The sequence below is a fragment of the Olivibacter jilunii genome (assembly GCF_900607235.1).
GTDB classification, from domain to species: domain Bacteria; phylum Bacteroidota; class Bacteroidia; order Sphingobacteriales; family Sphingobacteriaceae; genus Olivibacter; species Olivibacter oleidegradans.
Window position 1 is genome coordinate 349,743 of sequence record NZ_LR027848.1, and the last position, 26,484, is coordinate 376,226.

At 41.0% G+C, this 26,484-nt stretch carries 24 protein-coding genes; 10 read left to right on the forward strand and 14 right to left on the reverse strand.

Annotated elements, in window-relative coordinates; translation table 11 throughout:
• Positions 1–8: 8 nt before the first annotated feature.
• From E0E36_RS01505 to E0E36_RS01515, 3 genes are all read right to left on the reverse strand, one after another.
• Positions 9–3,032: a TAT-variant-translocated molybdopterin oxidoreductase gene (locus E0E36_RS01505; protein WP_130854492.1), complete on the reverse strand. Its 3,024-nt coding sequence runs from the start codon at positions 3,030–3,032 to the stop codon at positions 9–11.
• A 38-nt stretch (positions 3,033–3,070) separates the two neighbouring features.
• Entirely contained in the window at positions 3,071–4,342 is a 1,272-nt protein-coding gene (locus E0E36_RS01510; RefSeq protein WP_013664837.1) for a cytochrome c3 family protein, read from the reverse strand.
• A gap of 376 nt (positions 4,343–4,718) precedes the next feature.
• Entirely contained in the window at positions 4,719–5,699 is a 981-nt protein-coding gene (locus tag E0E36_RS01515) for a deoxyhypusine synthase family protein (protein ID WP_013664836.1), read from the reverse strand.
• 135 nt (positions 5,700–5,834) lie between these two features.
• Here E0E36_RS01515 and E0E36_RS01520 point away from each other — a divergent pair, with 135 nt between their 5' ends.
• On the forward strand, positions 5,835–6,629 hold the full coding sequence (locus E0E36_RS01520) for a S1/P1 nuclease (RefSeq protein ID WP_130854493.1): 795 nt from the start codon (positions 5,835–5,837) through the stop codon (positions 6,627–6,629).
• A gap of 37 nt (positions 6,630–6,666) precedes the next feature.
• Here the strand turns inward: E0E36_RS01520 and E0E36_RS01525 are convergent, their stop codons facing one another.
• The 7 genes from E0E36_RS01525 to E0E36_RS01555 form a co-directional block, all read right to left on the reverse strand.
• A complete protein-coding gene (locus E0E36_RS01525; protein ID WP_130854494.1) occupies positions 6,667–7,245 on the reverse strand; it encodes a 5-formyltetrahydrofolate cyclo-ligase in 579 nt (192 codons plus the stop codon).
• 96 nt (positions 7,246–7,341) lie between these two features.
• Positions 7,342–7,902, reverse strand: coding sequence for an elongation factor P (gene efp, locus E0E36_RS01530; RefSeq protein ID WP_013664833.1), 561 nt, complete (start codon positions 7,900–7,902; stop codon positions 7,342–7,344).
• An 81-nt stretch (positions 7,903–7,983) separates the two neighbouring features.
• Positions 7,984–8,607 (reverse strand): ABC transporter ATP-binding protein, encoded by a 624-nt coding sequence (locus E0E36_RS01535; RefSeq protein ID WP_130854495.1) that lies wholly within the window; start codon positions 8,605–8,607, stop codon positions 7,984–7,986.
• A 60-nt stretch (positions 8,608–8,667) separates the two neighbouring features.
• Entirely contained in the window at positions 8,668–9,462 is a 795-nt protein-coding gene (gene lpxA / locus E0E36_RS01540; RefSeq protein WP_130854496.1) for an acyl-ACP--UDP-N-acetylglucosamine O-acyltransferase, read from the reverse strand.
• Between the two features lies 1 nt (position 9,463).
• Positions 9,464–10,876 (reverse strand): bifunctional UDP-3-O-[3-hydroxymyristoyl] N-acetylglucosamine deacetylase/3-hydroxyacyl-ACP dehydratase, encoded by a 1,413-nt coding sequence (locus E0E36_RS01545; protein ID WP_013664830.1) that lies wholly within the window; start codon positions 10,874–10,876, stop codon positions 9,464–9,466.
• Positions 10,877–10,926: 50 nt separating this feature from the next.
• Positions 10,927–11,964, reverse strand: coding sequence for a UDP-3-O-(3-hydroxymyristoyl)glucosamine N-acyltransferase (gene lpxD, locus E0E36_RS01550; protein WP_013664829.1), 1,038 nt, complete (start codon positions 11,962–11,964; stop codon positions 10,927–10,929).
• 79 nt (positions 11,965–12,043) lie between these two features.
• Positions 12,044–13,270, reverse strand: coding sequence for an HD domain-containing protein (locus tag E0E36_RS01555; RefSeq protein WP_130854497.1), 1,227 nt, complete (start codon positions 13,268–13,270; stop codon positions 12,044–12,046).
• Between the two features lie 215 nt (positions 13,271–13,485).
• Between E0E36_RS01555 and porX the strand changes: the two genes are divergently transcribed.
• The 4 genes from porX to E0E36_RS01575 all read left to right on the forward strand — a co-directional run bounded on the left by porX (position 13,486) and on the right by E0E36_RS01575 (position 17,958).
• Entirely contained in the window at positions 13,486–15,036 is a 1,551-nt protein-coding gene (gene porX / locus E0E36_RS01560) for a T9SS response regulator signal transducer PorX (RefSeq protein WP_130854498.1), read from the forward strand.
• A 92-nt stretch (positions 15,037–15,128) separates the two neighbouring features.
• A complete protein-coding gene (gene tsaE, locus E0E36_RS01565; protein ID WP_013664826.1) occupies positions 15,129–15,575 on the forward strand; it encodes a tRNA (adenosine(37)-N6)-threonylcarbamoyltransferase complex ATPase subunit type 1 TsaE in 447 nt (148 codons plus the stop codon).
• Positions 15,576–15,755: 180 nt separating this feature from the next.
• Entirely contained in the window at positions 15,756–16,967 is a 1,212-nt protein-coding gene (locus tag E0E36_RS01570) for an alanine dehydrogenase (protein ID WP_013664825.1), read from the forward strand.
• A gap of 28 nt (positions 16,968–16,995) precedes the next feature.
• Positions 16,996–17,958, forward strand: coding sequence for a YihY/virulence factor BrkB family protein (locus tag E0E36_RS01575; protein WP_013664824.1), 963 nt, complete (start codon positions 16,996–16,998; stop codon positions 17,956–17,958).
• 1 nt (position 17,959) lies between these two features.
• Here E0E36_RS01575 and E0E36_RS01580 read toward each other — a convergent pair whose 3' ends face one another.
• Entirely contained in the window at positions 17,960–18,898 is a 939-nt protein-coding gene (locus E0E36_RS01580; protein ID WP_013664823.1) for a hydrogen peroxide-inducible genes activator, read from the reverse strand.
• A 104-nt stretch (positions 18,899–19,002) separates the two neighbouring features.
• On the opposite strand from E0E36_RS01580, the gene E0E36_RS01585 reads away from it, so the two are divergent.
• The 3 genes from E0E36_RS01585 to E0E36_RS01590 all read left to right on the forward strand — a co-directional run bounded on the left by E0E36_RS01585 (position 19,003) and on the right by E0E36_RS01590 (position 22,002).
• A complete protein-coding gene (locus E0E36_RS01585; protein ID WP_130854499.1) occupies positions 19,003–20,499 on the forward strand; it encodes a catalase in 1,497 nt (498 codons plus the stop codon).
• A gap of 237 nt (positions 20,500–20,736) precedes the next feature.
• Positions 20,737–20,937: a hypothetical protein gene (locus tag E0E36_RS27640; protein WP_165446898.1), complete on the forward strand. Its 201-nt coding sequence runs from the start codon at positions 20,737–20,739 to the stop codon at positions 20,935–20,937.
• Between the two features lie 210 nt (positions 20,938–21,147).
• The gene (locus E0E36_RS01590) at positions 21,148–22,002 is read left to right on the forward strand and encodes a transglutaminase-like domain-containing protein (RefSeq protein ID WP_130854500.1); all 855 of its coding nucleotides are present in this window, start codon (positions 21,148–21,150) and stop codon (positions 22,000–22,002) included.
• Positions 22,003–22,039: 37 nt separating this feature from the next.
• Here the strand turns inward: E0E36_RS01590 and E0E36_RS01595 are convergent, their stop codons facing one another.
• Together E0E36_RS01595 and E0E36_RS01600 are read right to left on the reverse strand one after the other, a co-directional pair.
• On the reverse strand, positions 22,040–22,669 hold the full coding sequence (locus E0E36_RS01595; RefSeq protein ID WP_130854501.1) for a hypothetical protein: 630 nt from the start codon (positions 22,667–22,669) through the stop codon (positions 22,040–22,042).
• Between the two features lie 893 nt (positions 22,670–23,562).
• Positions 23,563–23,775, reverse strand: a complete 213-nt coding sequence (locus E0E36_RS01600) for a hypothetical protein (protein WP_130854502.1) — start codon at positions 23,773–23,775, stop codon at positions 23,563–23,565.
• 297 nt (positions 23,776–24,072) lie between these two features.
• Between E0E36_RS01600 and E0E36_RS01605 the strand changes: the two genes are divergently transcribed.
• Positions 24,073–24,264: a type II toxin-antitoxin system VapB family antitoxin gene (locus E0E36_RS01605; protein WP_013664818.1), complete on the forward strand. Its 192-nt coding sequence runs from the start codon at positions 24,073–24,075 to the stop codon at positions 24,262–24,264.
• On the forward strand, positions 24,261–24,674 hold the full coding sequence (vapC, locus tag E0E36_RS01610) for a type II toxin-antitoxin system VapC family toxin (RefSeq protein WP_130854503.1): 414 nt from the start codon (positions 24,261–24,263) through the stop codon (positions 24,672–24,674). The genes E0E36_RS01605 and vapC overlap by 4 nt, the downstream gene beginning before the upstream one ends.
• A gap of 145 nt (positions 24,675–24,819) precedes the next feature.
• Here the strand turns inward: vapC and E0E36_RS01615 are convergent, their stop codons facing one another.
• Complete coding sequence (locus E0E36_RS01615) at positions 24,820–25,959, reverse strand: hypothetical protein (protein ID WP_149105163.1); 1,140 nt, start codon at positions 25,957–25,959, stop codon at positions 24,820–24,822.
• Between the last annotated feature and the right edge of the window lie 525 nt (positions 25,960–26,484).

Below are 26,484 nucleotides of genomic sequence, written 5' to 3' on the forward strand. Positions count from 1 at the left end.
TAAACCGATTAAGCTTCAAAAGTATTTCTAACTTTAGTCATATAACCAATGTTAGGTTGTACGTTAATTTCTTCCAGTACATAATAAACACGCTCATTTCTCAACGCCTTTGATACCTCTGAATTAGGATCATTGATATCGCCGAAGATAATGGCATTAGCAGAACATGCTGCTGCGCAAGCCGTATTTATATCACCGTCTCTCAACTTACGTTTTTCCAATTTCGCTTTCAATTTTCCACCTTGGATGCGTTGTAAACACATGGTACATTTTTCCATCACACCACGTGATCTAGATGTAACATCCGGGTTCAACACTAATTGAGTGAACTCATTGTTCAGGTAATTATCAAAGCGCGAATCATTCCAATAGTTGAACCAGTTAAAACGACGTACTTTATATGGACAGTTGTTCGCACAGTAACGTGTACCAAAACATCTGTTATAAGCCATATGGTTCAAGCCTTCTGAAGAGTGAACGGTAGCCAATACCGGACACACGGTTTCGCAAGGGGCATGATCGCAATGTTGGCACAGCATGGGTTGGAAAACAACCGATACATTATCCAGATTAGCATTTTCTCTGCTTAGTCTGTCTAATTCCTTTTCCTCTGTTACTTGTTCGCCATCATGCTCGAAGCTATAATAGCGGTCAATTCTTAACCAGTGCATTTCGCGGCGGCGACGTACTTCATCCCGTCCGACAACCGGCACATTGTTTTCCACATTACAAGCCACCACACAGGCACCACATCCCGTACAAGCATTCAGGTCGATCGCCATAACCCATTTATGCCCTGGCGACTCAAACTTATCCCACAAGTCGTAAGTCTTATGCTTTTCGCCATGATTACCACTTCCGTGCGCAGGGTCCTTCACGTAATCTTTAAAAGTAGTTTCCCTAATTACATTGCGTCCTTCAATGGTATGGTGTGTTTGTGTTTGTGCTAATTCATAGGTTCTTGAAACCTTTTCTAACTTAGCGGTTGTATTAAATTGGAGTGTACCATTCACGAACTTAGCAAATGGATACGCATTTTGTCCAACCTCGTTCCCTGCTTTACCAGCCTTCGTTCTACCGTATCCAATAGCAATAGAAACTGTACCTTGAGCTTGTCCCGGTTGCAACAGCACCGGCAGTTCCACTGAATAGCCGTTCTCTCCTGTAACCTTTACTACGCTATTCTCACCAAGCCCTAAGCTCTCTGCAAATTTAGGCGCAATGGCGACGTAGTTGTCCCAAGTCACCTTTGAAATAGGATCCGGTAACTCGTGCAAGTACGCGTTATTTCCCTGTTTACCATCTCTTATGGCCACACTTTGATATAATTGTACTTCCACATCTTTAGCCAAGGCTTTGCTAGCGCTCACTGCAGCCGCAGCAGCTGCGTTTACATCTCCTGCAAAGCTATAAGCTTGTGCGGGTTTGTCGCCTTTATATTCAAAGCCAGCTTGCAGCACATTTTCCCAGGTTGTACCGGTGCCGGCTAGTATATTCTTTTCCCAGTTTTCTTTTACAAAATCATGGTAAGCAAGCGCATTGTCTGACCATATAAGTAAGCTTTGCTCGGCTTGACGGGTATTAAATACCGGATTGATTGTAGGTTGAACGACTGTAAAGTACCCTTCTCTTGCGTTACTATCTCCCCAAGACTCTAAATAGTTATGATTAGGCGCTAAAATATCTACCAATTCCGCCGTTTCATCCTCACGATCAGCAAAAGATACTTTGAGCTTAACTTTGGCTAAAGCGCCTTTGACTTTTTCGCTGTCAAAATAATCGTATGCCGGATTCACATTTAAGAAAAAGGCTACGTCTACTTGACCAGCAGCAGCTTCATTCAAGAAAGTTGTAAAGTCAGAATCATTTCCTTTATACTGATAAGATACATTATCTAAATCGATCGTGCTTCCGTAATTGTTTAAGGCTGCATTGATGGCATTGGCAAGTGTTTGCAAAGCAACGTCATTACTTCCTGCTACCACCACTGATCTGCCTTTTGCATTCAGAAGTTCTTTTGATACAAGACCAACTACCTTTTGTGCCTTTTCATTAGCCGAAAGACCTCCTGCCAAAGAAGCTCCTGTAATTGCGTTATACAATGAGACAAGCACCGCAGCTTCCTCGGAAGGCTTAACCGCAACGCGCGCATCTGCATTTGCGCCAGTCATACTTAATCCACTTTCGAATTGAATATGACGCGACATTTTTTTGTTTTCAAGCGACTTATATCCGCGATTATCGGCATATTGTTGTGTATGCTCTTCTCCCGCTAACCAAGTTCCTAAGAAATCCGCACCCACACTCACGATCACATCCGCCTTATCAAAACGATAGTGAGGAATAGCGGCCTTACCGAAACTTGCTTGATTTGCTTTTATAATACCCGCATAGGACACGGCATCTACCTCAACCAGCTTAGCAGTTGGGTATTTGGCGATGAAACCTGCTATTGCAGCTAATGCTGAAGGGCTATTGATGGAAGACGAGATGATTCGTATTTGTTTACCGGCGCTGTTAGCTGCATTTAAGGCTGCTTTAACTTGTGCGTCAACCGACTCCCAATCCGCTTCATTACCTTTGATCTTCGGTCCTTTCAACTTGGACATATCATAAAGGTCTAAAACGGATGCCTGCGTTGCTGCATCGGTTCCCCGATTTACACCGATTGATTTAGGATTCGGTTCGATCAATATAGGTCTACCCTCTCTCGTTTTAACCAAGATACTCTGACCGTTGTAACTAGACGCGTAATAATTTGGAATACCCGGAGTCACTTCCTCCGGTTTTATTAAATAGGGTATAGATTTATGTACCGGGGTGCTTTGGCAAGCCGCTAGCGAAACTGCTCCCAATCCAAAACCTAACGCTTTCAAAAAGTCGCGACGAGGTGTTTTTGTACTTAAACCGGCCTCGTTTAATACGTTCTCTATAGGAAGGGATTCTGCGAACTCACCTTTGCTGTTTTTTACAAAAGCAGGTGTTTGTTCCAGTTCTTCTAAGCCTTTCCAATATTTCTTGTTGCTATCCATTTAAGCTATATATATTAAAGATGCGTATTCTCAATTTATTAATAATGACATTTACCACATTCAAGGCCACCAAGTGATGCAGCTGTAATCTTGTCGCCCTCTTTTAGTTTCTCATGAGCAGCGATCAGCTGATCGTAGTATGCATTGTCTTTGTGATTAACTTCTGTTTCACGGTGGCAATTCACACACCATTTCATGGTTAAAGGAGAGTATTGATAAACTTCTTCCATGGTCTCAATCGGTCCATGACAACGCTGACATTCGATTCCTGCAACTGAAACGTGTTGCGAGTGATTAAAGTAAGCGAAGTCGGGCAAGTTATGGATTCTAACCCATTGAATTGGACGTTGATTAGGTCCATATTTTTGACCATCCCAATCCAATGCATTGTAGATTTTTTGGATTTCAGGTGAAGTTTCTCCATTATACTTCTCACTGGCTGTAACGTATTTATGGCAGTTCATACAAACGTTCGCAGAAGGAATGGAAGCATTTTTTGATTTAAATGCGCCCGAATGGCAGTATTGGCATTCGATCTGATTAACGCCCGCATGCAATTGGTGAGAGAACTTAATCGGTTGAACCGGTTTATAACCTTGGTGAACACCGACATTCCACAATGTTTTCCAACCTGCCGAACCAAGGAAAGCTACCAAGCCAAGTACAAAGAAGAAAACCAATTTTTTATTCTTAGCTAACTTTTTAAGGGTCCCTAAGTAGTCTTTACCTTCTGTTTCTTCCTCTTCTTCCTCAATAAGCACCTTTTTGTTAAGAATGATTCGTTCCAAGGTTTTGATAACACGGTTCAGCACAACAATCACAATGAACGCGATTACAATTACCGCAATCAATCCGTACAGCATAAAATCACTCACGTCATCGCTCTTGGCAGCTGCAGCATCACCTCCCGCAGTTTTACCATCTCCACCGGCAGGAGCCTGTGAAGCATCGTCGATGTAGGCTAATATGTTTTTGATATTGTCATCGGACAAATCAGGGAAAGGAGTCATCACGACCTTGTTGTGCCCTTCAAAAAGCGCAACCGCTTGTTCGTCTCCCGCAGCAACTAAAGCCTGTGAATTTCTAATCCACTTAATCAACCATTCTTCCTCATGTCTTTTGCTTACATCTTTCAATGCAGGGCCAACCAGATCCTTATCGATGGCGTGACACGAGGTACATTTCTGTTTAAACAGAGACGCCCCTTCTTTAACGTCCTGCGCACGGGCAGACACAGCTGCCATACTTAGTACTGAAACTAAGATCAAGGACTTTACAACACTTCTAAAAAGTAACGAGATGTTTCTCATATTGAGAGCTTTATACTATTTTATATGAATGTAACCTAACAGATTCAAAGATGCACTGGGCATACCTCTTTAAAACCTGAGCACAAAAGTATAACTAATTAAGATATCAGTGACAATTTCGTGACTTTAATTATCAATTTATAATGATTCTAAATTGTTTTAAATCGCCTCTATTTAGTTTTCTAAGCCCTTTTTTAAAGGCCCGCCAAAAATCATCCGAAAAAATACGGGAAGGGAATTTGAAATATTAAAAAAATATTATTACTCTATTTAAGAGGGCGGCTATAAGCTCCGGCCATGGTAGAAATCTAGGTCGTAGTATGACATCCTACGGGCTGAAAAACAAGAAAGGAGCTCAAGAGCTCCTTATAAAATATTACTGTTTTAATATCCAAGCAAAAATTAATGGTGCAACGATAGTGGCATCTGATTCAACAATGAATTTAGGTGTTTCTATGCCTAGCTTTCCCCACGTAATTTTTTCATTGGGTACCGCGCCTGAGTAAGAGCCATAAGATGTAGTTGAATCTGATATCTGACAGAAATAACTCCAGAACGGAATATTCTCCATTTCCATGTCTTGATAAAGCATGGGCACAACACAAATCGGAAAGTCGCCCGCTATACCTCCCCCAATCTGAAAAAAGCCAATGCCTTTACCATCACTATTTTTTACGTACCAATCTGCCAGGTAAGCCATATATTCAATTCCGCTTTTCATGGTGGAAGCTTTCAACTCGCCTTTAATCACATAGGAAGCGAAGATATTTCCCATCGTGCTGTCTTCCCATCCAGGTACCACAATCGGAAGATTCTTTTCTGCGGCAGCCAACATCCACGAGTTCTTTGGATCGATTTCGTAATATTGTTCTAACACACCGCTTTTCAGCATTTTGTACATATACTCGTGCGGAAAATAACGTTCTCCTGCCTGTTCAGCATCCTTCCATATTTTGTGGATATGTTGCTGTAATCTCCTGAAAGCTTCTTCCTCCGGAATACAGGTGTCTGTTACGCGGTTATAGTGATTTTCTAATAGATCCCATTCGTCTTGTGGACTCAAATCTCGGTAATGAGGCACTCTTTTATAATGAGAGTGTGCTACCAGATTCATGATATCTTCTTCTAGGTTAGCCCCGGTACAGCTAATAATGGAAACCTTATCTTGACGGATCATTTCGGCTAGGGAAATTCCCAGTTCGGCCGTACTCATTGCTCCTGCCAACGTAATCATCATTTTGCCCCCCGCATCCAAATGGGCTTCATAGCCTTTGGCAGCATCTACCAACGATGCGGCATTAAAATGCAGGTAATTTTTCTCTATAAATTGTGATATTGGACCTCTTTCAACACTCATGATATATGTGTTTTGTTTTAGTTGACAAAGATAGGATTTTTATGGAGATCAGCGATCGGATATCAACCAATAAAAACGGAAATAAAACAGCAAACGGATTGCTAATGGCTGATGGCTTTTGACTAACTTTGCACTATGAAGAAAGTTGCCATACTCTATGTCATAGTTATCCTGTTTCTTTTTTCTTACCATTCTGCCTTCGCTTGGGGGCTTACCGGTCATCGTGTGGTAGGTGCGCTTGCCGATCAACATTTAAGCAAGCGGGCAAGAAAAAATATTCAGGAAATTCTGGGTAATGAATCTTTAGCAATGGCTGCGAATTGGCCCGACTTTATAAAATCTGACCCAGCTTTCAATTATTTAGGCAGTTGGCATTATGTAAATTTCAAAAGCGGCCTGACTTACGAACAGCTAAGCCAACAACTACATAGCGACACGACCGCTAATGCTTACAACAAGCTCCTTATGTTGATTCAGCAGCTTAAAAATCGACATTCTTTAGATAAAGCCACTCAGGTAATGTACCTTCGTCTTATTATACATATTGTGGGCGACATCCATCAACCGATGCATACGGGCCGCTTTGAAGATCTAGGAGGTAATAAGATCAAACTCTATTGGTTCAATATCCCCACGAATCTCCATCGAATTTGGGATGAGCAATTGATAGATTTTCAGCAGCTAAGTTTTACGGAATATACCCAAGCGATTAATTTCAGCACAAAGGAACAGCGCGCTATGTGGCAGAACAGCTCATTGGAAAACTGGCTGTATGAATCTTACCAGATTAGTGAATCTTTGTATAAAGATGTCCAACCTGAAGAGAAGCTCAGCTATCGCTATAACTTCGATCATATCAACACGCTGAATCAACAACTACTAAAGGGTGGAATCCGACTGGCTAAAATACTTAACGATTTGTTTGGTTAGCACTTAGGTGTTAAGTATTCGCATTTAGCGCTGCCGCCTATTTAGAAAAAACCCATATTTTTTCAGGTGTTACGCAGCTATCCAAAGGAATGTCATGTGCTTCACAATCAATAATCTTATCAACGGGATCAAATAGCGACAAACCAATTTTACGAATATCCGGACGGCATTCGCTTAAAAAGCGATCATAATAGCCCTTGCCATAACCTACCCGGTTCCCCTCCATGTCGAAACTTAGCAAAGGTAAGAGCACAGCATCTATCAATCCTACCGCTACTTGGTTGGTCGATCCTTCGGGCTCTACGATGCCCCACTTGTTTTTCATTAATGCTTGTTCGCCCAACACGTAATGGGTCATTATGTTCTTCTGCAAATCGCTTTTTGGCACCACAATTTTTGTATTGGGATAATTCGCCTTTATATAGTCAATGAGGAGAAATGTATTAGGCTCTCTTTTTTCCAATATAGGCAGAAAGGTATGGAGGTACGCAATTCTGTCCATTGGCAAGGACTGAAAGTTTCTCAGCAAACTTGCATTGAGCTGATGGTACTGCGTATCCGACAATTGATCGCGCATAAACTTAAACCGCAATCTGCTAGCTTGTTTTGTATACATTCCGTCTCTACTATATTAAAAGGCAAATAAAAAACGGCCTTAGAGAAGAGCTCTCAAAGACCGCCTAATCAACCTAAACCTAAAAACTTAATCAAATTATTTCACCCGTTCGATATAATCCCCGGTTCTGGTATCAACCTTAACTTTATCACCTTGGTTGATGAACAAGGGAACACGAATTTCAACGCCCGTTTCCACGGTAGCGCTTTTCAGGGCGTTTGTAGAGGTATCGCCTTTCACAGCAGGTTCCGTATAAGTAATCTCAAGCTCTACCGTAGTAGGTGTTTGAGCCATAATCGGTTCCTCACTTTCAAAGGCCACCAATACATTCATACCCTCTTTCAAGAACCGTGCCGAATCACCAAAAAGCGATTTGGGGATATTATATTGCTCAAAAGAGACATTATCCATTACAACGAAAAAGTCTCCTTCATCATAAAGGTATTGATAATCGTTCGTCTCAACACGCGCAATCTCAACCTCCTCATCGGTACGGAAGCGATACTCCACCAACTTACCCGTTCTAACGTTGCGCATCTTCGCTTGATAAAAAGCACGTAGGTTTCCCGGAGTTCTATGAATATACTCATCTACAGATACCAATTCGCCGTTAAAACGCAATATATTGCCCGTCTTGACATCAGAAGCTTTAGCCATATCTATAAGTTATTATGTAAAAACATTTTTTCGGTGGTGCAAAGGTAACCTTAAAATTTGGATTCCCAAAAATTTAGTCGCCTAGTAGTTTTTATACTGCTCAATATGAATTTGATGCCGACAAAAGCTATATTCATGTTCTTGATTGGAACAAATAATCAGCAATTTGTTCTTGGCGAATCGCTCAATTAGATTAAGATACCAAGCGATCCCCTGTGTATCCAAATTGGATGTGGGTTCATCTAAAAATAAGGTAGGGGTTTGCGAACAGCAAGCCAAGGCCAATTTCGTGCGCTGTCTCATTCCGGACGAAAAGTAGCGTAGTTCTTTGTCCGCAGCGCGTTCGAGATCCAATAATTCAACTAGCAATTGTGCGTTCAGGCCTTCTTCCATTCGTTTAAAAGAAAAGTGAAAATCGATTAATTCACGTAGCGTAAACTCTTCGATCAGCTCTTGGTAGGGCGCCGCTAAAGCACTCGAGGAAAAAAACATATCCGCATCCAGTTTCTGATCTTCATCGAGGTATCGAATGGTGCCTTCGGATGCTGTAAGACTACCGATCAACACCTGAAGTAAGGTCGATTTACCGGACCCGTTAGGGCCTAAAATCGCATAACTATTTCCATGCAAAAAATGGTAATTGACCGATTTAAAAATCCACTCTCGATTGAAACGCCGACCGATATTTTCGAGTATGATATCCAAGTGCTAATCCTCCAGCAGTAAAAACACCATAAGCAGCTTAATGCTGCTTAGGTTAAAATCTTACAGCGCAACCTTTCCTTGGCCAAAGCCTTTCATAATCCCGCGATTAGAGCTTCGCACAAAGTCCAGGATCTCGTCGCGAATCTCCGTCGGTTGGCATTCCGTTTCAATGATATCCAAGGCTTTCGTTAAATTGTTGTTTTTCACAAACATGGTACGATAGATATCTTGGATTTCGTTGATTTGCTCAGATGAAAAGCCCCTGCGCCTTAAGCCGACAGAATTAATCCCCACATAAGAAAGTGGCTCTCTCGCTGCTTTAACAAAGGGCGGAACATCTTTACGAACCAAAGAACCTCCTGCAACAAACGCATGAGACCCAATATGGCAAAACTGATGAACAGCAACCATGCCCGCCAACACCACATAATCGCCAACTGTAATATGCCCCGCTAACGTGCTGCTATTTGAAAAAATACAATTATTACCAACAAAACAATCGTGGGCGATATGACTATATGCTTGGATAAGGCAATTATTTCCAACTACCGTACGCCATCTATCTTTTGTGCCTCTATTAATGGTCACACATTCGCGGATGGTGGTATTATCACCAATTTCAGCGGTAGTGTCTTCACCCGCAAATTTGAGATCCTGCGGGATGCCACTTATTACCGCCCCAGGGAAAATACGACAATTTTTCCCGATACGCGCGCCATCCATGATAACAACATTCGAGCCTATCCATGTTCCTTCGCCTATTTCTACGTTTTTATGAATAGTTACAAAAGGTTCGATCACTACATTTTCCGCGATTTTGGCTTGCGGATGTATATATGCCAATGGTTGGATCATCTTATTGCTCTTTAATTTCTTCTTTTATCTTAACTATCTGTGCCATCAATTCTGCTTCTACCACAATCTTTTCGCCAACCATGCCAACACCTTTCATTTGAGCGATACCTCTTCTTATCGGTTGCAATAAACTACAGTGAAAAATAATGGTATCTCCCGGCTTCACCTGTGCTTTAAACCGAGCGTTCTCAATTTTCAAAAATAAGGTGATATAATTCTCTGGGTCGGGTACGGTATTTAACACCAATATGCCTCCTGTTTGCGCCATGGCCTCAATTTGAAGAACTCCGGGGAATAGCGGCTCATTTGGAAAATGCCCCATGAAAATGTCTTCATTCATTGTCACATTCTTCAAACCCACCACATGAGTTTTTGTAAGTTCCAGAATCTTATCCACCATCAGCATCGGCTGCCTATGGGGTAAAATCTTCATAATCTGCGCCGTATCATAAACGGGGGTCATATTCGGATCGTAAACCCGCACATACTTCTTGTTCTTTTCCCTACTAATCTGCGCTTTGATCTTTTTGGCAAATGCCACATTGGCAGCATGCCCGGGACGTGCAGCCATGATATGTCCCTTCAACGGCCGCCCTACTAAGGCCAAATCGCCAATCATATCCAACAACTTATGCCGTGCCGGCTCATTCTGATGGCGAAGCTTAATATTATTCAGGATACCTTCCCTTGCCACATCGATATCTTCCCGATTAAAGAGTTTCGCTAAATGCTTCAGCTCATCTTTACTCACATCTTTATCGACTACTACAATCGCGTTATTTAAATCACCTCCTTTAATCAGATTATGTTCAAGCAACATTTCTAATTCATGCAAGAAACAAAACGTTCTGGACGAGGCAATTTCCTTTTTAAATTCACTGATGCTAGTAATAGCAGAGTGTTGACTTCCCAATACGGGTGAATTATAATCAATCATACAGGTAAATCGATACCCATCTAAAGGCATCGCAACCATCTCTACTTTTCTATCAGCTTCGGTATAATGTATATTATGAGGTATTTCGTAATATTCCCGATCTGCTTCCTGATCTTTATACCCTGCCTTCTCAATGGCTTCTACGTAAATTAAAGCACTCCCATCCATAATCGGAACTTCAGGGCCATCAATTTCTATCAGCACATTATCAATCTCCATTCCTACTAAGGATGCCAGTAAGTGTTCTACCGTGCTTACGCTTGCGCCATTTTGTGTAATCGTGGTTCCTCTCGAAGTGTCTGAAACGTTATCCACGTCAGCATCGATGATGGGCTGACCTTCTAAATCTATTCGTTTAAATTTATATCCATGATTTACAGGTGCCGGCTTAAAAACTAATGTAGCATGTTTACCAGTGTGGAGGCCAACCCCTGAAATCGTAATTTCTGAATTAAGTGTTCTTTGTTTAACGTTCATCTCTTCCTAATAATTTAAGGCTAGCATACGCTGTCGCTGCTAGTACTCATTTATTCTTCGTCAAGTTTTTTAATTAGTTTTTCAATTTGATCCAAGCGGCGTTCCAAATCCGGTAATCGCTGCAATACTACTTGTGCTCGCATCTGATTCTGGAACTGACTTGCCGGTGTTCCCGCCCATTTCAACCCGGGGGTATCTATAGAACGGTTGATACCGGATTGCGCCTGCACTTGTGTACCATCAGCTATCGTGATATGTCCTACGGCACCTACTTGTCCTCCTAAAACTACATTCTTACCGATTTTTGTACTTCCTGAGATACCTGTTTGAGCAGCTATAACTGAATTTTCTCCAACCTCCACATTATGCGCCAACTGAATTAAATTATCCAGTTTTACACCTTTTCGAATGATTGTATGTCCCATCGTTGCACGATCGATTGTGGAATTAGAGCCGATTTCAACATCATCTTCTATAACAACGTTTCCGATTTGACTTATTTTACGATAGGTACCATCCTCTTGTGGAGCGAAGCCAAAACCATCGCTTCCTATAACAGTGCCTGAATGGATCACCACATTTTTTCCTAAAACACAATCGTGATATATTTTTACACCGGGGAATAAAATACTCCCCGCGCCTATCTTAACATTATCGCCAATGTACACCTGCGGATAAATGCTTACATTATCCTCTAGTACAACATTGTCTCCGATATAAGAAAAAGCCCCTACATATACATCCTCCCCTAGCTTAGCGGAGGGATGGATATAGGAAGGCGTTTCTACTCCCGTTTTATGAAAACGGAATTTATTATATTGCTCTAATAGCAAGGTAATTGCCGTATAGGCATTCTTCACTCGAATAAGCGTGGCACTTATCGGCTCCTCAACCGTTAAGTCATTATTGACAATAACAATGGATGCTTCTGTCGTGTAAAGGTAGTTTTCATATTTAGGGTTAGCTAAAAAAGTAAGCCCCCCTTGGCTAGCTTCTTCGATTTTTTCAACCCTCGATACCACAACATCTTCGTTTCCCTCTATAGAACCATCAATGATTTCGCTAATTTGTTTGGCAGTAAATTGCATCGCGCAAATTTATGTGTTAAATTTTTATGAACAAATTTTAAATTCCTTTGTATATCAATACTTTGCGAACTTCTGACAACTACCGCAATTCTTTTGGGTAAGCAATCATAAATTTCTTGACCTTTTTTGCCAGCACTTCCAAGTTCGATAAATCGGAGGCTGTCGTAATATCTTGGATGGTACCATCCTTCATCAAAATGTTAATATTTCCCTCACCGGCATCGTAAGCACTGTTTTCTACCGACTGCGTGAATACGAAATAATGCACTTCATCCTCCCCAACCTTGAACAGGTTCATAGCTGCGCGACGTAATGCTTCTATTCGTTCCTTGGTAGGCATAAAATTACTTAATTCGACATGATAGAGCCTCCTTGTCATAAATTGCTCACACAACTTAGATAAGACAGTATCCTCATGCTTTACCCCCATTTTCACAGTTGCCAAAATGTCTGTATCATCCAGCATGGTAAAAAATTCGAGATGGGCGCGATCTTGTAAAAAATCCTCCTTTGTGACTCTGTTATCAATAAAATGTTTCAACGCCTCTGTTGCAAATACGTTGTTTCCTTTATCGGTAAGCTCCTTTGCACGCTGTAAGATTTTAATCAACATCTGTTCAGCACTTAATACCGTTTTATGCAGGTATACTTGCCAGTACATTAGTCTACGGGCAATTAAAAACTTCTCAACCGAATAAATTCCCTTTTGTTCAATCACCAAGCCGTTATTAGCAACGTTCAGCATTTTAATAATCCGATCAAAGCTGATCACCCCTTCGGAAACACCGGTAAAAAAGCTGTCTCTGTTGAGATAGTCCATTCGGTCCGTATCAAGCTGACTCGACACTAATTGATGCAAAAATCGCTTTGGATATTTGTCTTTAAAGATATCAATCGCCATAGACAAGCTACCATTGAATTTCCGGTTCATTTCATTCATTATTAACGACGAAATATGCTCATGTGATACTCCCTGTACCAGGGTGTGTTCCAACGAGTGCGAAAATGGTCCATGACCTATGTCATGTAGTAATATGGCTATAATGGCGGCCTCTTCTTCCTCCGCTGTTATATCGATATCTTTACCTTTCAGGGTCTCTAAAGCTAAGCCCATCAAATGCATAGCGCCGAGTGCATGTTGAAAACGCGTATGTAGTGCCCCTGGATAAACTAAATGTGTTAGGCTTACCTGTTTAATATACCGAAGGCGTTGAAAATAACGATGCTGTATCAGATCAAATATCAAATCTGATGGTATGGAAACAAAACCATAAACAGGATCATTAATAATTTTTTTCTTATTCAAAAGCCAAAAAATTTAAGCACAAAGGTGCTATTTTTTAATGAAATGTCCATGATGCAGCTTCTCTTTCTACATCGAAATCAAATCTAAATTGAATTTATTTACGTCGCTGTTAATTTTTGTTAAAAAAGCGGAAAGGCTCCAAACAATTACGTAAGTTCGTAATTCTATATTGAGATAGGACATAGGACTTAGAACGTAAAACTTATAACGTAACGATGCAAGAAACAAATATATTATGGGCAGATGATGAGATCGATTTATTAAAGCCTCACATTATGCTGCTCAATGAAAAGGGATATGGTGTAAAAACAGTCACCAATGGACATGATGCCGTTGAAGCTTTCAAAAATTCCTTTTATGATTTAGTATTCTTGGATGAAAATATGCCGGGACTTACAGGTCTGGAAACCTTAGGGATTTTAAAGGGCATTAATCCGACCGTCCCCATGGTAATGATCACGAAGAATGAAGAAGAGTTTCTGATGGAAGATGCAATAGGTTCGCAAATCGATGATTACCTGATTAAACCGGTAAATCCGAAACAAGTTCTATTGACCATCAAAAAGTTCACTGAGAATAAACGCTTAGTAAGCGAAAGAACATCGATGGCTTACCAGCAGGAGTTTAGAACGCTTGGCATGACCCTGAATGATAATCTGGACTTTAATGAATGGGTTGATGTTTATAAAAAATTAGTTTATTGGGAGCTTTCACTCGAAAAATTGGAAGATGAAGGCATGCACGAAATCTTGACCATGCAAAAGGCGGAAGCCAATGCCCAGTTTTCGAAATTTGTTGAAAAGAATTACCTGCATTGGGTCAAAGATCCGGAGAGCGGGCCGGTTTCATCGCCTCAACTATTTAAGAAAAAAGTATTCCCGGTACTGGATAACAAGCCTACCTTTTTCTTTTTAATAGACAATTTACGATATGATCAATGGAAAGTGATACATGAAATCATCGGCAATTACTATCGTATGGATGCGGAGGAGACTTATTACAGTATTTTGCCTACGGCGACCCAATATGCCCGGAATGCTATTTTCAGCGGGATGATGCCGCTTGATATGGAGAAGAACTTTCCGCATATTTGGCAAAACGATGAAGACGAGGGGGGCAAAAATCTACACGAGGAAGAGTTTTTAGCGGCACAAATAAAAAATACGTTTCGGAAAGAATGCAAATTCAGCTACCATAAAATTCTTACACTGGAACAGGGAAGAGACATCACGGACAATCTATCCAATTTGATGGGAAACGACCTTAATGTGCTGGTTTATAATTTCGTCGATATGCTGTCCCATGCCCGGACTGACATGGCCATGATCCGGGAGCTTGCCAGCGATGAAGCAGCCTATCGCTCGCTCACGCTGTCATGGTTCAAACATTCACCACTTTTAGATACCCTAAAATGGCTCGCGCAAAAAAATGTACGTGTCATTCTTACGACTGACCATGGCACGATTCGCGTAAAACATGCAAGTAAGGTAATCGGCGATCGGAACACGAATAGTAATCTTCGTTACAAACAGGGTAAAAATCTAAACTTTATTGATAAGGATGTACTACACATCAAGAACCCACATGAAGCAAAATTGCCGAAACTTCACGTAAGTTCAAGTTTTATATTTGCCAAGGAAGACACCTATTTCGTTTATCCTAACAACTATAACCAGTTTGTCAATTACTTCAACGAAACTTTTCAACACGGTGGTATTTCTCTTGAAGAGATGATCATTCCGTATATTACGTATACACCGAAATGATGAAGGATCGTAATCGGTTTCACCGGTGAGTATTACGAAAAGACTTTAGAAAGCACGTTGCATATCCATGCCGGTTTCTCTAAGTTTGCTTCATGATTCTTACCGTTAACGACATAAGCGAACTACCTGATGTGGCAAAAAAAATACTCCTTTTTGTAGCCGATGATCGGGTAGTTTTGTTTTTCGCTCCAATGGGAGCGGGAAAAACTACACTTATTAAAGAGCTTTGCAAGCAACTACAGGTTACCGACCAAGCAGCCAGTCCAACTTTTTCAATCGTTAACGAGTACCATAGTCCTCAGGGAAACGTTTATCATTTTGATTTTTACCGGTTGAAAGAGGAACAGGAAGCTTTAGATCTGGGTTATGAGGAATACTTCTTCTCAGGAAACTATTGTTTTATTGAATGGCCTGAAAAAATCCCTAATCTCCTACCCGAAGAGGTAGTGAGTGTTACAATTGAGCTCGGAGAAAAAAATGAACGTAAAATTAGGATACAAAAAGGGATTCCATCTTCCCATTTGTCTGAACTTTATTAGCATGCTCCCATTTCTTCATTTATCCTGCTATTTATCTTTTTTTCTGTGTACCGATTAAAATGCTTTCGATCAAAATCGAGCAAGTTTTGCATCCGAATGGCAGACGCAATTATAAAACATGAACGAACTGTAGATACTTTTTCGTAAATTAACCCGATTTTTTGTGTAATTGAGCTCTGTATGACAGAATTATCTAACTTGGCGCGTCAAGCGATGATGCAGCCACAGGAGGCCATGCTAGAAACCGGCAAAAAGAAGAACAGTTTATTAATCGGAATCCCTAAGGAAGTGAGCTTTCAGGAGAACCGTATTGCGCTTACGCCTTTGTCTGTTGCTTTACTTGTAGAGAATGGTCATCAAATTATGTTAGAGTCCGGCGCAGGAAACGGTGCCAACTTTCTGGATCATCACTACAGCGAGCAGGGCGCTATCATTGTTCATGAAAAGGAACGCATTTACACCTGCGACATTATCGTCAAGATTGGGGCTCCCACCTTGGAAGAAATTGATTTAATGAAAACCGGCCAGGTCCTGTTTTCCAGCCAACAACCCTCTTTATTGGGCTTTGAGCATTTAAAAGCCATGATGAAGAAGAAGGTTACGGCGCTATCTTATGAGTATTTGCGGGACGAGGATAACCGGTTAACGGTTGTACGTGCAATGAGCGAAATTGTAGGCGCTACCTCTATTCTAATTGCCGGCGAATATTTAAGTAACGTGTTCCAAGGCAAGGGCCTGATGCTGGGGGGGATTACCGGCGTTCCTCCTACTGAAATAGTCATTATCGGTGCCGGAACGGTTGGAGAGTATGCGACCCGTGCCGCACTCGCCTTAGGTGCACAGGTAAAAGTCTTTGACAGTTCATTATATCGTCTTCGACGCTTACAAAACAATCTAGGGAATAAAGTATTCACCTCGGTTATTCAACCCATTGTACTCCAAAAAGCGGTCCTATCCTGTGACATCGTAATAGGTGCGATGCGCGCCACCAATGGCAGAAGTCCGTGTATTATTACCGAAGAAACCGTTTCTAAAATGAAACCCAACTCTGTGCTGGTTGATGTCAGTATTGACCAAGGCGGTTGTTTCGAGACCTCTCATATAACCAATCACGATTCCCCTGTTTTCAGAAAGTATGATGTTATTCATTACTGTGTTCCCAATATAGCATCTCGTGTTGCCAGAACAGCCACCTATGCGCTGACAAACATTTTCGCACCGATTTTGTTGGATATTGGGGAACAGGGCGGGCTATTGAAAGTTATCTGGAACAAACCGGGTATTCGAAATGCCATTTATCTTTACCAAGGACAGTTAACGAATAAAGATATAGCCAATAAATTTAATTTAACCCCGAAAGATCTCGAATTACTGATTGTATCCCATCGATGATCACTTTAGGTGTTAAATCAAGGCATATATGAAGGTTTTAAGAAAACAGTTTTATAAAGACGCTTTCACTCTACTTAAGGCAACGGTCATTGGCTTCGGTGACGACAAAGTATCGAAAATGAGTGCAGCATTATCTTACTATACCATATTTGCGTTGGCTCCTCTCCTGATCATTATATTGGCTGTTGTTAGCTTTGTTTTGGGTGATGATGCACAACAGGGAAGAATCTTTCAGCAAATAAACGAATATGTCGGGGCTGATGCCGCCGCACTTATACAATCACTTATAAAAGGCTTATCGGTCGGAAAAGGATCCATTATTGCAACCATTATTGGTGTGGGCACATTGATTTACGCATCGACAAAAGTTTTTGTAGAAATGCAGGATTCGCTCAACATGATCTTTAACGTGAAGCCCAAACCAAAAAGAGGTTGGGTAAAACTACTTGTTGATCGTGCGCTGTCTTTTTCCATTGTGCTTATTCTGGGCTTTTTGTTAGTTGTTTCTTTACTCTTGAATGTTGTCATTTCTGTTATTAGCACTACGCTCATCAAGTATCTTCCCGATTTTCAGGTTTTTGGTTTAGACCTTTTCGACGAAACAACCAACATCGCCTTATATCTTGCCAATACCCTTATAACCTTTATTGTTTTATCCGTTCTTTTTGGCTGTATTTTTAAATTCCTTCCAGACGTAAAAATCAAGTGGAAAGACGTACGGTCGGGTGCTTTCTTCACCGCCATCTTATTTATGATCGGCAAGTGGGCGATAGGCTTGTATATGCAGCATGCGGCACCTGCATCCGGATATGGTGCCGCCGGTTCCATAGTAATTATCTTGCTTTGGATAAACTACACATCCTCCATTCTATTTTTCGGCGCTGAGTTTACGGAAAAAAATGCAGAGATGTTCGGAGACGGTATCAAACCCTCCTCCATTGCCGTTCGCATCAATCAGCAGGAGATAACAGGTAATAGTTTCAAGCATTGATTTAACCAATATCCATCACCTCCTTTTTCTTCTTATTTCTAAAACGCTTCGGTAGAATCTGTAGAATTTCACTTTTCAAAGCTTCAATGGCTCTTTTCTTTAGGTAGTTCTGTTGCGTGATTAAACTAATTTCGCGAACCGGTTCGGGCGATTTAAAATAACGCACCTGATCAAGTTCCTTTACAGAAAACTCAGCAATACTCAATTCAGGCATAATCGTTACGCCCGCATTCGTATCCACCATCCGTTTTAGGGTTTCTACACTGCCGGTGTTATATTCGAAGGAATCGTCCGGGTTCATCGTTTTCCTCCTATTGCAGATATTCAGTACCTGATTCCGCATACAGTGCCCTTCGTTCAGTAACCAAAGTTTTTCATTCAATATATCACTTGCAGTAACGGCTTTTTTCTTTGACAAACTGCTTTCTTTAGCTATATAAGCAACAAACGTTTCATAGAACAAGGGGTGTTCCTGCAAATTGGGCTCGTGGATCGGTGTCGACAAAATACCGCAATCTAATACCCCTGTTTTTAACTCCCTGACTATCTTTTCTGTTGTATACTCCCATACATGCAAATGCAATTTCGGATATTTCTCCATGAAATTGCCTAATACCTTTGGTAATAGATACGGGGCAACCGTCGGAATCACACCGATTTTTAATTCACCTTCCACCTCGCCTTTCTTATAAGCGACAATCTCTTTAATTTTCTGGCTCTCTAAAACCGCCACTCTCGCTTGTCGGATGATTTCTTCTCCGATTTCGGTAGGCACAATAGGCTGCCGGGTCCTATCAAAAATCCGAACACCTAAAGATTCTTCTAATTTTTGAATCTGCATACTCAATGTAGGCTGCGTTACAAAACACTTATCTGCAGCGGCCACAAAACTTCTATATGTATCAACAGCTATAATATATTCTAATTGAACAAGCGTCATAATATAAATTTTGATTATACAAACATAGCAAAATTCGATGTAAGATGTTCATACCGAAGCACTACCTTTGGTCGACAGAGGAATCATACTAAACAATTTTACACATGGAAGAGAAAAAGAAGTTAACAACTGCCTCGGGTATTCCCGTCACTAACAATGAAGACTCGATGACCGTTGGGCCACGCGGCCCTATATTATTGCAGGATTTTCACCTGCATGAAAAAATGGCCCATTTTAATCGCGAACGAATTCCCGAACGCGTGGTGCACGCTAAAGGTTCGGGTGCTTATGGCACATTTACCGTAACCCAGGACATCACCACCTACACAAAAGCTAAAATTTTTAATGAGATAGGCAAAAAAACGCGTTTGTTTTTACGCTTTTCAACGGTTGGAGGGGAAAAAGGTTCAGCTGATACAGAAAGAGATCCACGCGGCTTTGCCGTTAAGTTCTATACGGAAGACGGCAATTGGGATCTCGTCGGCAATAATACACCGGTTTTCTTTGTAAAAGATCCAAAAAAATTCAGCGACTTTATCCATACACAGAAGCGTGATCCGCAAACCAATATGAAAAGCGCAACGATGTTGTGGGATTTCTGGTCGTTAAACCCGGAGAGTCTGCATCAGGTGCTTATACTGATGTCAGACCGGGGCACACCTGTAGGATATCGTCACATGCACGGTTTTAGCAGTCACACATTCTCTTTCATCAATAGCAATAATGAGCGTGTATGGACCAAGTTCCATTTCAAAACGGAACAGGGCATTAAAAATTTCACCAATGACGAAGCGATGCGCATGCGGGGAGAAGATCCTGATTTTGCACAGCGCGATTTATTTGAAGCGATTGAACGCGGCGATTTCCCTCGCTGGAAACTATATATACAGATAATGACGGAGGAACAGGCGAAGGCCTTTCGCTGGAATCCCTTTGACTTAACCAAAATTTGGCCTCAGAGAGAGTATCCTTTACAAGAAGTGGGCGTTTTAGAACTGAATGAAAATCCATCCAATTATTTTGCCGAAGTAGAACAGGCGGCCTTCGCACCGGCACATGTTATTGACGGTATTAGCTATTCGCCCGACAAGATGTTGCAGGGGCGGATTTTGTCTTATCCGGATGCCCATCGTTATCGATTAGGTGTAAATTATGAGCAAATTCCGGTAAACAGGTGCCCTTTTATGGTAGCCAATTATCAACGGGATGGCTATATGCGCGTAGACGGAAATGGAGGCTCCACGCCAAACTATTTCCCCAACAGCTTTGATAGCATCTATGAAGATGAAAGCTACAAACAGCCTGCATGGAATTTAGAAAGCGATATTGCCGATTGGTATAACCGCAACGCGCCGGGCGAGGATGATCACTATACGCAACCTGGAAATCTTTTCAGATTGATGACACCGGAAGCCAAACAAAACACCATTCATAATATCGTGACCTCAATGAAGGGTATCACCGGCTCCAAGAAGGAGCTCATTATTAACCGACAGCTGTGTCACTGGTTTAGAGCCGATGTGCAGCTCGGCATGGCCATTGCGCAGGGATTGGGGCTAAGTATGGAATCACTCAGTCAACATATGCCACAAGCTCAATAAACAAAACCAACCATCCAGGGGAGAGACAGGTCCTCTCCCCTGATTATGTAAACCTATATTTCAGGTACCATAAGGTTTTTAAACGCCTTTATAGGATTCGTCTAAAAAGCAATGGTGACAGGAAGGTTGAGTGCATTTAAAAAGAACCTTTTTCTTAGTCAAATTTATCGTGTTCTTTTTGTCTTAACACAAAAAGAACCAAAAAAGTCAAGGCGTGTGTAGGCTACCTTGCAACCGATGGCAAAGCATCGCTGGCGCGTATTGGAGCCGTTTCACTTCCTCAATCCGCTTGGATATTGCCGTATGAACAGACGTGCAAATGCTTTGCGGCTCGTTGCGTCGGTATCCTCCAAGGCCGATCTTCCAGCGCACAGGGCTATATTTAGGGCTGAAGAAATAATACGTCCGGTTAAAAGTAAAAGCCCTACGTTCTGCTAAAATATCACCTAGGAAATTTGCGGTTTGCACGTTGAGGCACTATCGTTGTAGCAAAGTTCCAAGTGATGGGTTTTTGGTTACTTTTTGCGGAAAAAAGTGACAAAAATAATCGTTCTTTTAATTTAAACATCCTATTGAATACGAGTGTGGTAACCTCGGTAGAGAAGCAACTCATAACACACAAATCACAACTTATTTTTATCTTTGTATATGCTTAATAACAAAGAGATAAATTCCTTGATACATCTATTAGACGATCCGGATGAAGAGGTATTTCGGCACGTTGAGGAGAAGTTGTTAACACTAGGGACAGCGGTTATTGCTCCGTTGGAAGCTGCTTGGGAAAAATCATTTGATTCTTTTCTTCAGTCGAGGATAGAGAACCTAATTCATAAAATCCAGTTTGAACAGGTTTTTAATGAATTGGAACTTTGGTATATGGGCGGGGGGTTTGATTTATTGCAGGGCTTGATTATTGTCAATAAATATCAATATCCCGATCTGGAAGATCAAACCATCATCAATCAAGTAGAAGAAATTAAGCGCGATGCTTGGCTGGAAATGATGTATAACATGAGCGCTGTGGAGAAAGTACGTTTATTAAATAACGTATTTTACAATATGCATGGCTTCAAAGGTAATACCAAAAATTACCACGATCCGCAAAATTCATACATCGGTAAAGTGCTGGAAACGAGGAGAGGAAACCCGATTTTATTAGCAGCACTATATAGTATTGTAGCGCAGCGTTTGGATATCCCAATTTATGGTGTCAATTTGCCACGCCACTTTATATTGGCTTATATGGACGAACAAATTAAGGCCGACGAAGCAGGAGTTCTTTTTTATATCAATGCTTTTAATAGGGGCCAGATATTTGGAAGACATGATGTCTTATCGTTTTTAAAGCAACTTAATTTGCCTAATGATGAACAATTCTTTTTGCCGTGTGATAACTTGGCGATCGTCAGCCGTGTCTTGCGTAATCTATTAGCTTCCTATAATCAAGCAGGCAGCTTAGAAAAAGCCGCTGAAATACAACGTTTATTGGGTATTTTCGGGTAAAGGCAAGGAGCCGAATTCGCCGGCCCCTTGCTCGGTATTATCTCGCCATTAAGCTAACGGCTTCACTCCAATCACTTACACCTTTTCCATTACGGGCACGCACGCGTACGCGGCAAACAACACCGGGAATCAGCGGAGCGATAATGTTGTTACGAGACGAAGTAGTAGATAAGATGTCGCCCCATAATATGTTTCCATTATCGTCTACTTCGGTAGCATAGCAGTATTCGTACTCCCAGGCTTTTTTAACCGGGTTAAAATCGAAGCGAATTTGTCCGCTCTGTGCGGTATCGCTCAGACGAAGACGCTCTGGTATAGCAGGAGCAATCAACGAGGACCGAAGCGGCTTTACGGGAAAGCCCGAACTTAAAATAATATGTAAGGCCCCGTCTGCAACGGCATCCACATAAAACGCTAATTGCCTAAGTCCTTTCTCGAGTGCCTGGCGACTCACATTTTTTTCACTGGTGTTCAAAGGACTACCCTTCCGGGTAGCCGCCAGTTTGAGCCGATAATCATCAAGGAGTAACTGTATATCTGTCAACGCCGGAACGGGCGTTTCGAAATTTGGATTGTCCGTCATGGCGGTAATGACGGTTGTTCCTAAAGTTGCCATGGCGTCGTCTGCGATATTACTAAATCCTATAGCGATGTATCTATTTTGCATATTTAAAAAATTAAAAATTAAAAAATAAAAAGTAAAAAGCTTGTCTCCCGAAGGGATGGCCTATTACTTAAAGCCTATCGCCTATTGCACATTTACGTTGGCTTGGACGGATGTTTTCTCTTTGTTATCATCTACTTATATTTGTATAAGTCCATCAACCGCTGATGAACAAAACAAAATTGAGTAGAATCAAAAAAAGCCATGTCCGAAAATGACGCATATGGCGTTTTTGTCGTTTTTTGACGCTTTTGTCCGATAAAAGAGGAGGAAAAGTACGTTTAAGGATGACCAAATCGAACGCTCTATTGACTAAATTTATTCCAAATCCATATAGATTTAATACAATCTTGATCGTTGTTAATATAAACTTAGAAAGGTCTGACAGAACGTTATAGAACTTTGTCACAACTGTGAACAACGTTAGAACAATTTTAACCAATTATGGGGTAATCTTGTTTGTGTTTAATTCAAACTTGATTAAGATTACGACAAACTTGGTCTAGTTTATAACAACATTGTTCATTGTTATTGCAAACGTAAACAAGTTTGCTATTTCTTTAGTTAAGTTTATAGCAGAGATGAGCAAGGTTAAAGCAAGCTTGATCAAAAGTGTCTCAACTTATCTTAAAATTACCTTCATATTGTTTGTATTTACTTCAAACGCTTCTACCTTCATAACAAACTAATACGTGTTAAGGATAAACTTAAGCATGTTTATCTCAAACTTATTTGCGTTTGTCTTAAACTTAATTGTGTTTATCCCAGTCTTACTGACATTTATTAAGGCTTTCTAGACCTTAGGTGTGCCGCAAACAAAAAAAGCCGCGGGCAATTGCCGCGGCTTACCAAGAAATTTTTTTACATCGGAGCAATCCCATTGCTCATCTATCCACTCAATTCCGGTTAATCTTCAGAAAGGCAGCTATTTTTGATACAGGCGTATCGAGGTATTCTGCAACATGATATACCGTAACGGGCTGCTGCTTTTCCAAAGCATACATGTCGCGGATCAACTGCATATGGCGTTGGCATGTACGCATGCTCTTGCCCAAGATCAGCTGTAGATCCGCGGTAAAAACAGATAATCGACGTAAATTTACTTCCATATCCTCCATTTTTGCTATCACAAATTTAGCAGCTACCATAAGCAAAAGCAAGCATAAGCGCAATAAAACACGGCTTTTATTGAATTTTTATCAAATTTTAAATACCTGTCGTACAAGCTTTTCAATTTTCGTAATGCTTGATCAAATACTCATTATGAAAATGTTAAGGTTTTTGTAACAAAGAGGGCATTGAAACATAGAAAAATAGATAAATCACACAGTTCGGGTCAAAGCCTTTTAAACTAGCCGTAATGTGTATAAATTTTATTATCTTTACACATAGTAAAAATTACAGAAATGAGAACTAATATAGAGCTAGACGAAAACCTCATTCAACAGGCGCTTCAAATAAGTAAACTAAGGACAAAGAAAGAAGTCGTTCATGAAGCATTAAAGCAATATATTGCCTCTCTGAAACGAAAAAGCATTATAGCGTTGAGAAAGAAGGGCACTTGGGAAGGAGATCTCGACCAGATGCGTAGCCTATGAGGAGTTCTTTGCTTTTTGATACGTCGGTATGGGTTGATTTCCTGAACAAAAATGACACACCGCAAGCTTTATTATTGCAAGAATATATAGAAACGGATCGTGAGGTATTACTTACGCCCACCATTGTTCAAGAAATTCTCCAGGGAATACGTGAGGATTCAACTTATACAGAAATAAAGGAAGCACTATCCTATTTCACTTTATTGGAATTGCCTCCACGACGAGCAGCCATAGGTGCAGCAGACCTGTTTCGATCTCTACGCAAAAAAGGAGTGACCATACGTAAGAGCAACGATTGCCTAATTGCCTATTATGCTGTTTCCTTTTCAGTTCCCCTAGTTCATACCGATCGAGATTTTGATCATATAAGTAAATACAGCAAATTGAAGATCTGGAAGCAAAAAAATTAAAAGATATGCAATTAGGGGTTACCTATGTCAAATAGGGTTCTTCATCCGCTTATTGAGCTATTTCATTTACTGCTATCTATGATAGACACAATTAGATTCAATCTTTGAGCTATTTATAAACAAAGTCTGATGTTCGCTTTATGAGTTACTCATTCGGTCCCCGAGAATCAAGATACATAAATTCTGGCGTTAAAGATAACGCCCTGCTTGTCTCGGGTTCGATATTCCCATTAGCATCTAATGCAAATCTTATGAGTCGCCTTGCTCGATCGATGACATATATGAACTGGTTTCGATTGGGTAAATCGGTGATTGCAACGTCTATTGGGTCCACCAAACCAGTAGCTGCTCCGGTAATAATTCTTGTTGGTGTAATCGTTCCACCAGCCATTATCGCTTGCTTTGCATTCTCGATAACATAAATTTTTCCATCCACACTATTATTACTTGGATTATCCGTGAGTTTCGCAGGACCTAAATCGGAAAGAACCAGGATATCAAGTCTCGGAGAATAAGTAATACCTCGAATATCATTTGCTCCCGCAATGGTGATTGTATAATTTGGTTTAGCGTTGTTAATAAAAGTGTCTTGTATGGAAGCAATATCTTTTAATGCAAAACCCCATATTTCTTTGGTATTCCCTTGCATCGACAGCAATAGCAAAGAATCACTTGTATTAAGTGTCATATTTGTTGAAATACCCCAAGGAAGATTTGCCAGTTTAAGCCTTTTTCTTGGGGATTGCTGTCCCACCAGCCGCGAAGGATTATAGTATATGTTTAAGGAAGCGCTGTCTGGATGATCATTCGTAATAAATAACTGATCGGATTTGTTATCGTAACGAATGGCACGAGGCATATAAAGGTGAATAGTGTCCTTAAAGCTGCGCGTGGAAGTACCTATAACTCCAGCATCATTCACCGAGAAATACTTAATAGTAGTATCGTTTCTACTGACCTGAAAACCTTGTCTTAAATCAGGGCTATATGTGATACCCATTCCAAGCCGAGGCTGCGTATTCGCGCCGCTGGGAGCTGGTATATAACCGGCGCTATCCGCAGGATCAATCACTACCGCGTTTTGATAAACCTGCGTATCCGAATTAGCGATATCCGAAAACGATATATACAGCCTAGAGATAGGCGTTGCGGGATAGATCGGCTCATCATCTACCCGTTTACAGGAAGTCCACAGGCAGAGGATAATCAGGTTTAGCGCGAATATACGGTTCATTTGCATCGAGTACATTTTTTCTTGGAAATCGAAAACAATGTCCTTCATCATTTCCGGCTTCGGTATTTTACTATATAACGGCAACAAGGCAGAAAATTGCACAGCTGCAAACAAAAATAGTATAGCAAACTTAGATAAACTTTCTTTTATAAAAAAGTTTATCCATCTATTCTTAAAACAGAGCATTTACCGCGGGATAGTGCTTATATTAAAGGAACCTTTTTGTTTTTCTTTTTTTCCGCAAAAAAGAAACAAAAAACTCCTCGCTTGGAACTTTGCTACAACGGTGGTGCATCAACATGCAAACCGCAAATTTCCTAGGCGATACTTTAGCAGAACGTAGGGCTTTTACTTTTAACCGGACGTATTATTTCTTCAGCCCTAAATATAGCCCTGTGCGCTGGCAAAACGGCCTTGGAGGATACCGACGCAACGAGCCGCAAAGCATTTGCATGTCTGTTCATATGGCAATATCCAAGCGGATTGAGGAAGTGAAACGGCTCCAATACGCGCCAGCGATGCTTTGCCATCAGATGCAAGGTAGCCTACACAAGCCTTGATTTATTCACTTTTGTT

Excerpts from the sequence above, each read along its gene's own strand:
- E0E36_RS01505 (WP_130854492.1), bottom strand. The coding sequence starts at position 3,032 with ATGGATAGCAACAAGAAATATTGGAAAGGCTTAGAAGAACTGGAACAA.
- E0E36_RS01510 (WP_013664837.1), bottom strand. The coding sequence starts at position 4,342 with ATGAGAAACATCTCGTTACTTTTTAGAAGTGTTGTAAAGTCCTTGATC.
- E0E36_RS01515 (WP_013664836.1), bottom strand. The coding sequence starts at position 5,699 with ATGAGTGTTGAAAGAGGTCCAATATCACAATTTATAGAGAAAAATTAC.
- E0E36_RS01520 (WP_130854493.1), top strand. The coding sequence starts at position 5,835 with ATGAAGAAAGTTGCCATACTCTATGTCATAGTTATCCTGTTTCTTTTT.
- E0E36_RS01525 (WP_130854494.1), bottom strand. The coding sequence starts at position 7,245 with ATGTATACAAAACAAGCTAGCAGATTGCGGTTTAAGTTTATGCGCGAT.
- efp (WP_013664833.1), bottom strand. The coding sequence starts at position 7,902 with ATGGCTAAAGCTTCTGATGTCAAGACGGGCAATATATTGCGTTTTAAC.
- lpxA (WP_130854496.1), bottom strand. The coding sequence starts at position 9,462 with ATGATCCAACCATTGGCATATATACATCCGCAAGCCAAAATCGCGGAA.
- E0E36_RS01545 (WP_013664830.1), bottom strand. The coding sequence starts at position 10,876 with ATGAACGTTAAACAAAGAACACTTAATTCAGAAATTACGATTTCAGGG.
- lpxD (WP_013664829.1), bottom strand. The coding sequence starts at position 11,964 with ATGCAATTTACTGCCAAACAAATTAGCGAAATCATTGATGGTTCTATA.
- porX (WP_130854498.1), top strand. The coding sequence starts at position 13,486 with ATGCAAGAAACAAATATATTATGGGCAGATGATGAGATCGATTTATTA.
- tsaE (WP_013664826.1), top strand. The coding sequence starts at position 15,129 with ATGATTCTTACCGTTAACGACATAAGCGAACTACCTGATGTGGCAAAA.
- E0E36_RS01570 (WP_013664825.1), top strand. The coding sequence starts at position 15,756 with ATGACAGAATTATCTAACTTGGCGCGTCAAGCGATGATGCAGCCACAG.
- E0E36_RS01575 (WP_013664824.1), top strand. The coding sequence starts at position 16,996 with ATGAAGGTTTTAAGAAAACAGTTTTATAAAGACGCTTTCACTCTACTT.
- E0E36_RS01580 (WP_013664823.1), bottom strand. The coding sequence starts at position 18,898 with ATGACGCTTGTTCAATTAGAATATATTATAGCTGTTGATACATATAGA.
- E0E36_RS01585 (WP_130854499.1), top strand. The coding sequence starts at position 19,003 with ATGGAAGAGAAAAAGAAGTTAACAACTGCCTCGGGTATTCCCGTCACT.
- E0E36_RS27640 (WP_165446898.1), top strand. The coding sequence starts at position 20,737 with ATGGCAAAGCATCGCTGGCGCGTATTGGAGCCGTTTCACTTCCTCAAT.
- E0E36_RS01590 (WP_130854500.1), top strand. The coding sequence starts at position 21,148 with ATGCTTAATAACAAAGAGATAAATTCCTTGATACATCTATTAGACGAT.
- E0E36_RS01595 (WP_130854501.1), bottom strand. The coding sequence starts at position 22,669 with ATGCAAAATAGATACATCGCTATAGGATTTAGTAATATCGCAGACGAC.
- E0E36_RS01600 (WP_130854502.1), bottom strand. The coding sequence starts at position 23,775 with ATGGAAGTAAATTTACGTCGATTATCTGTTTTTACCGCGGATCTACAG.
- E0E36_RS01605 (WP_013664818.1), top strand. The coding sequence starts at position 24,073 with ATGAGAACTAATATAGAGCTAGACGAAAACCTCATTCAACAGGCGCTT.
- vapC (WP_130854503.1), top strand. The coding sequence starts at position 24,261 with ATGAGGAGTTCTTTGCTTTTTGATACGTCGGTATGGGTTGATTTCCTG.
- E0E36_RS01615 (WP_149105163.1), bottom strand. The coding sequence starts at position 25,959 with ATGATGAAGGACATTGTTTTCGATTTCCAAGAAAAAATGTACTCGATG.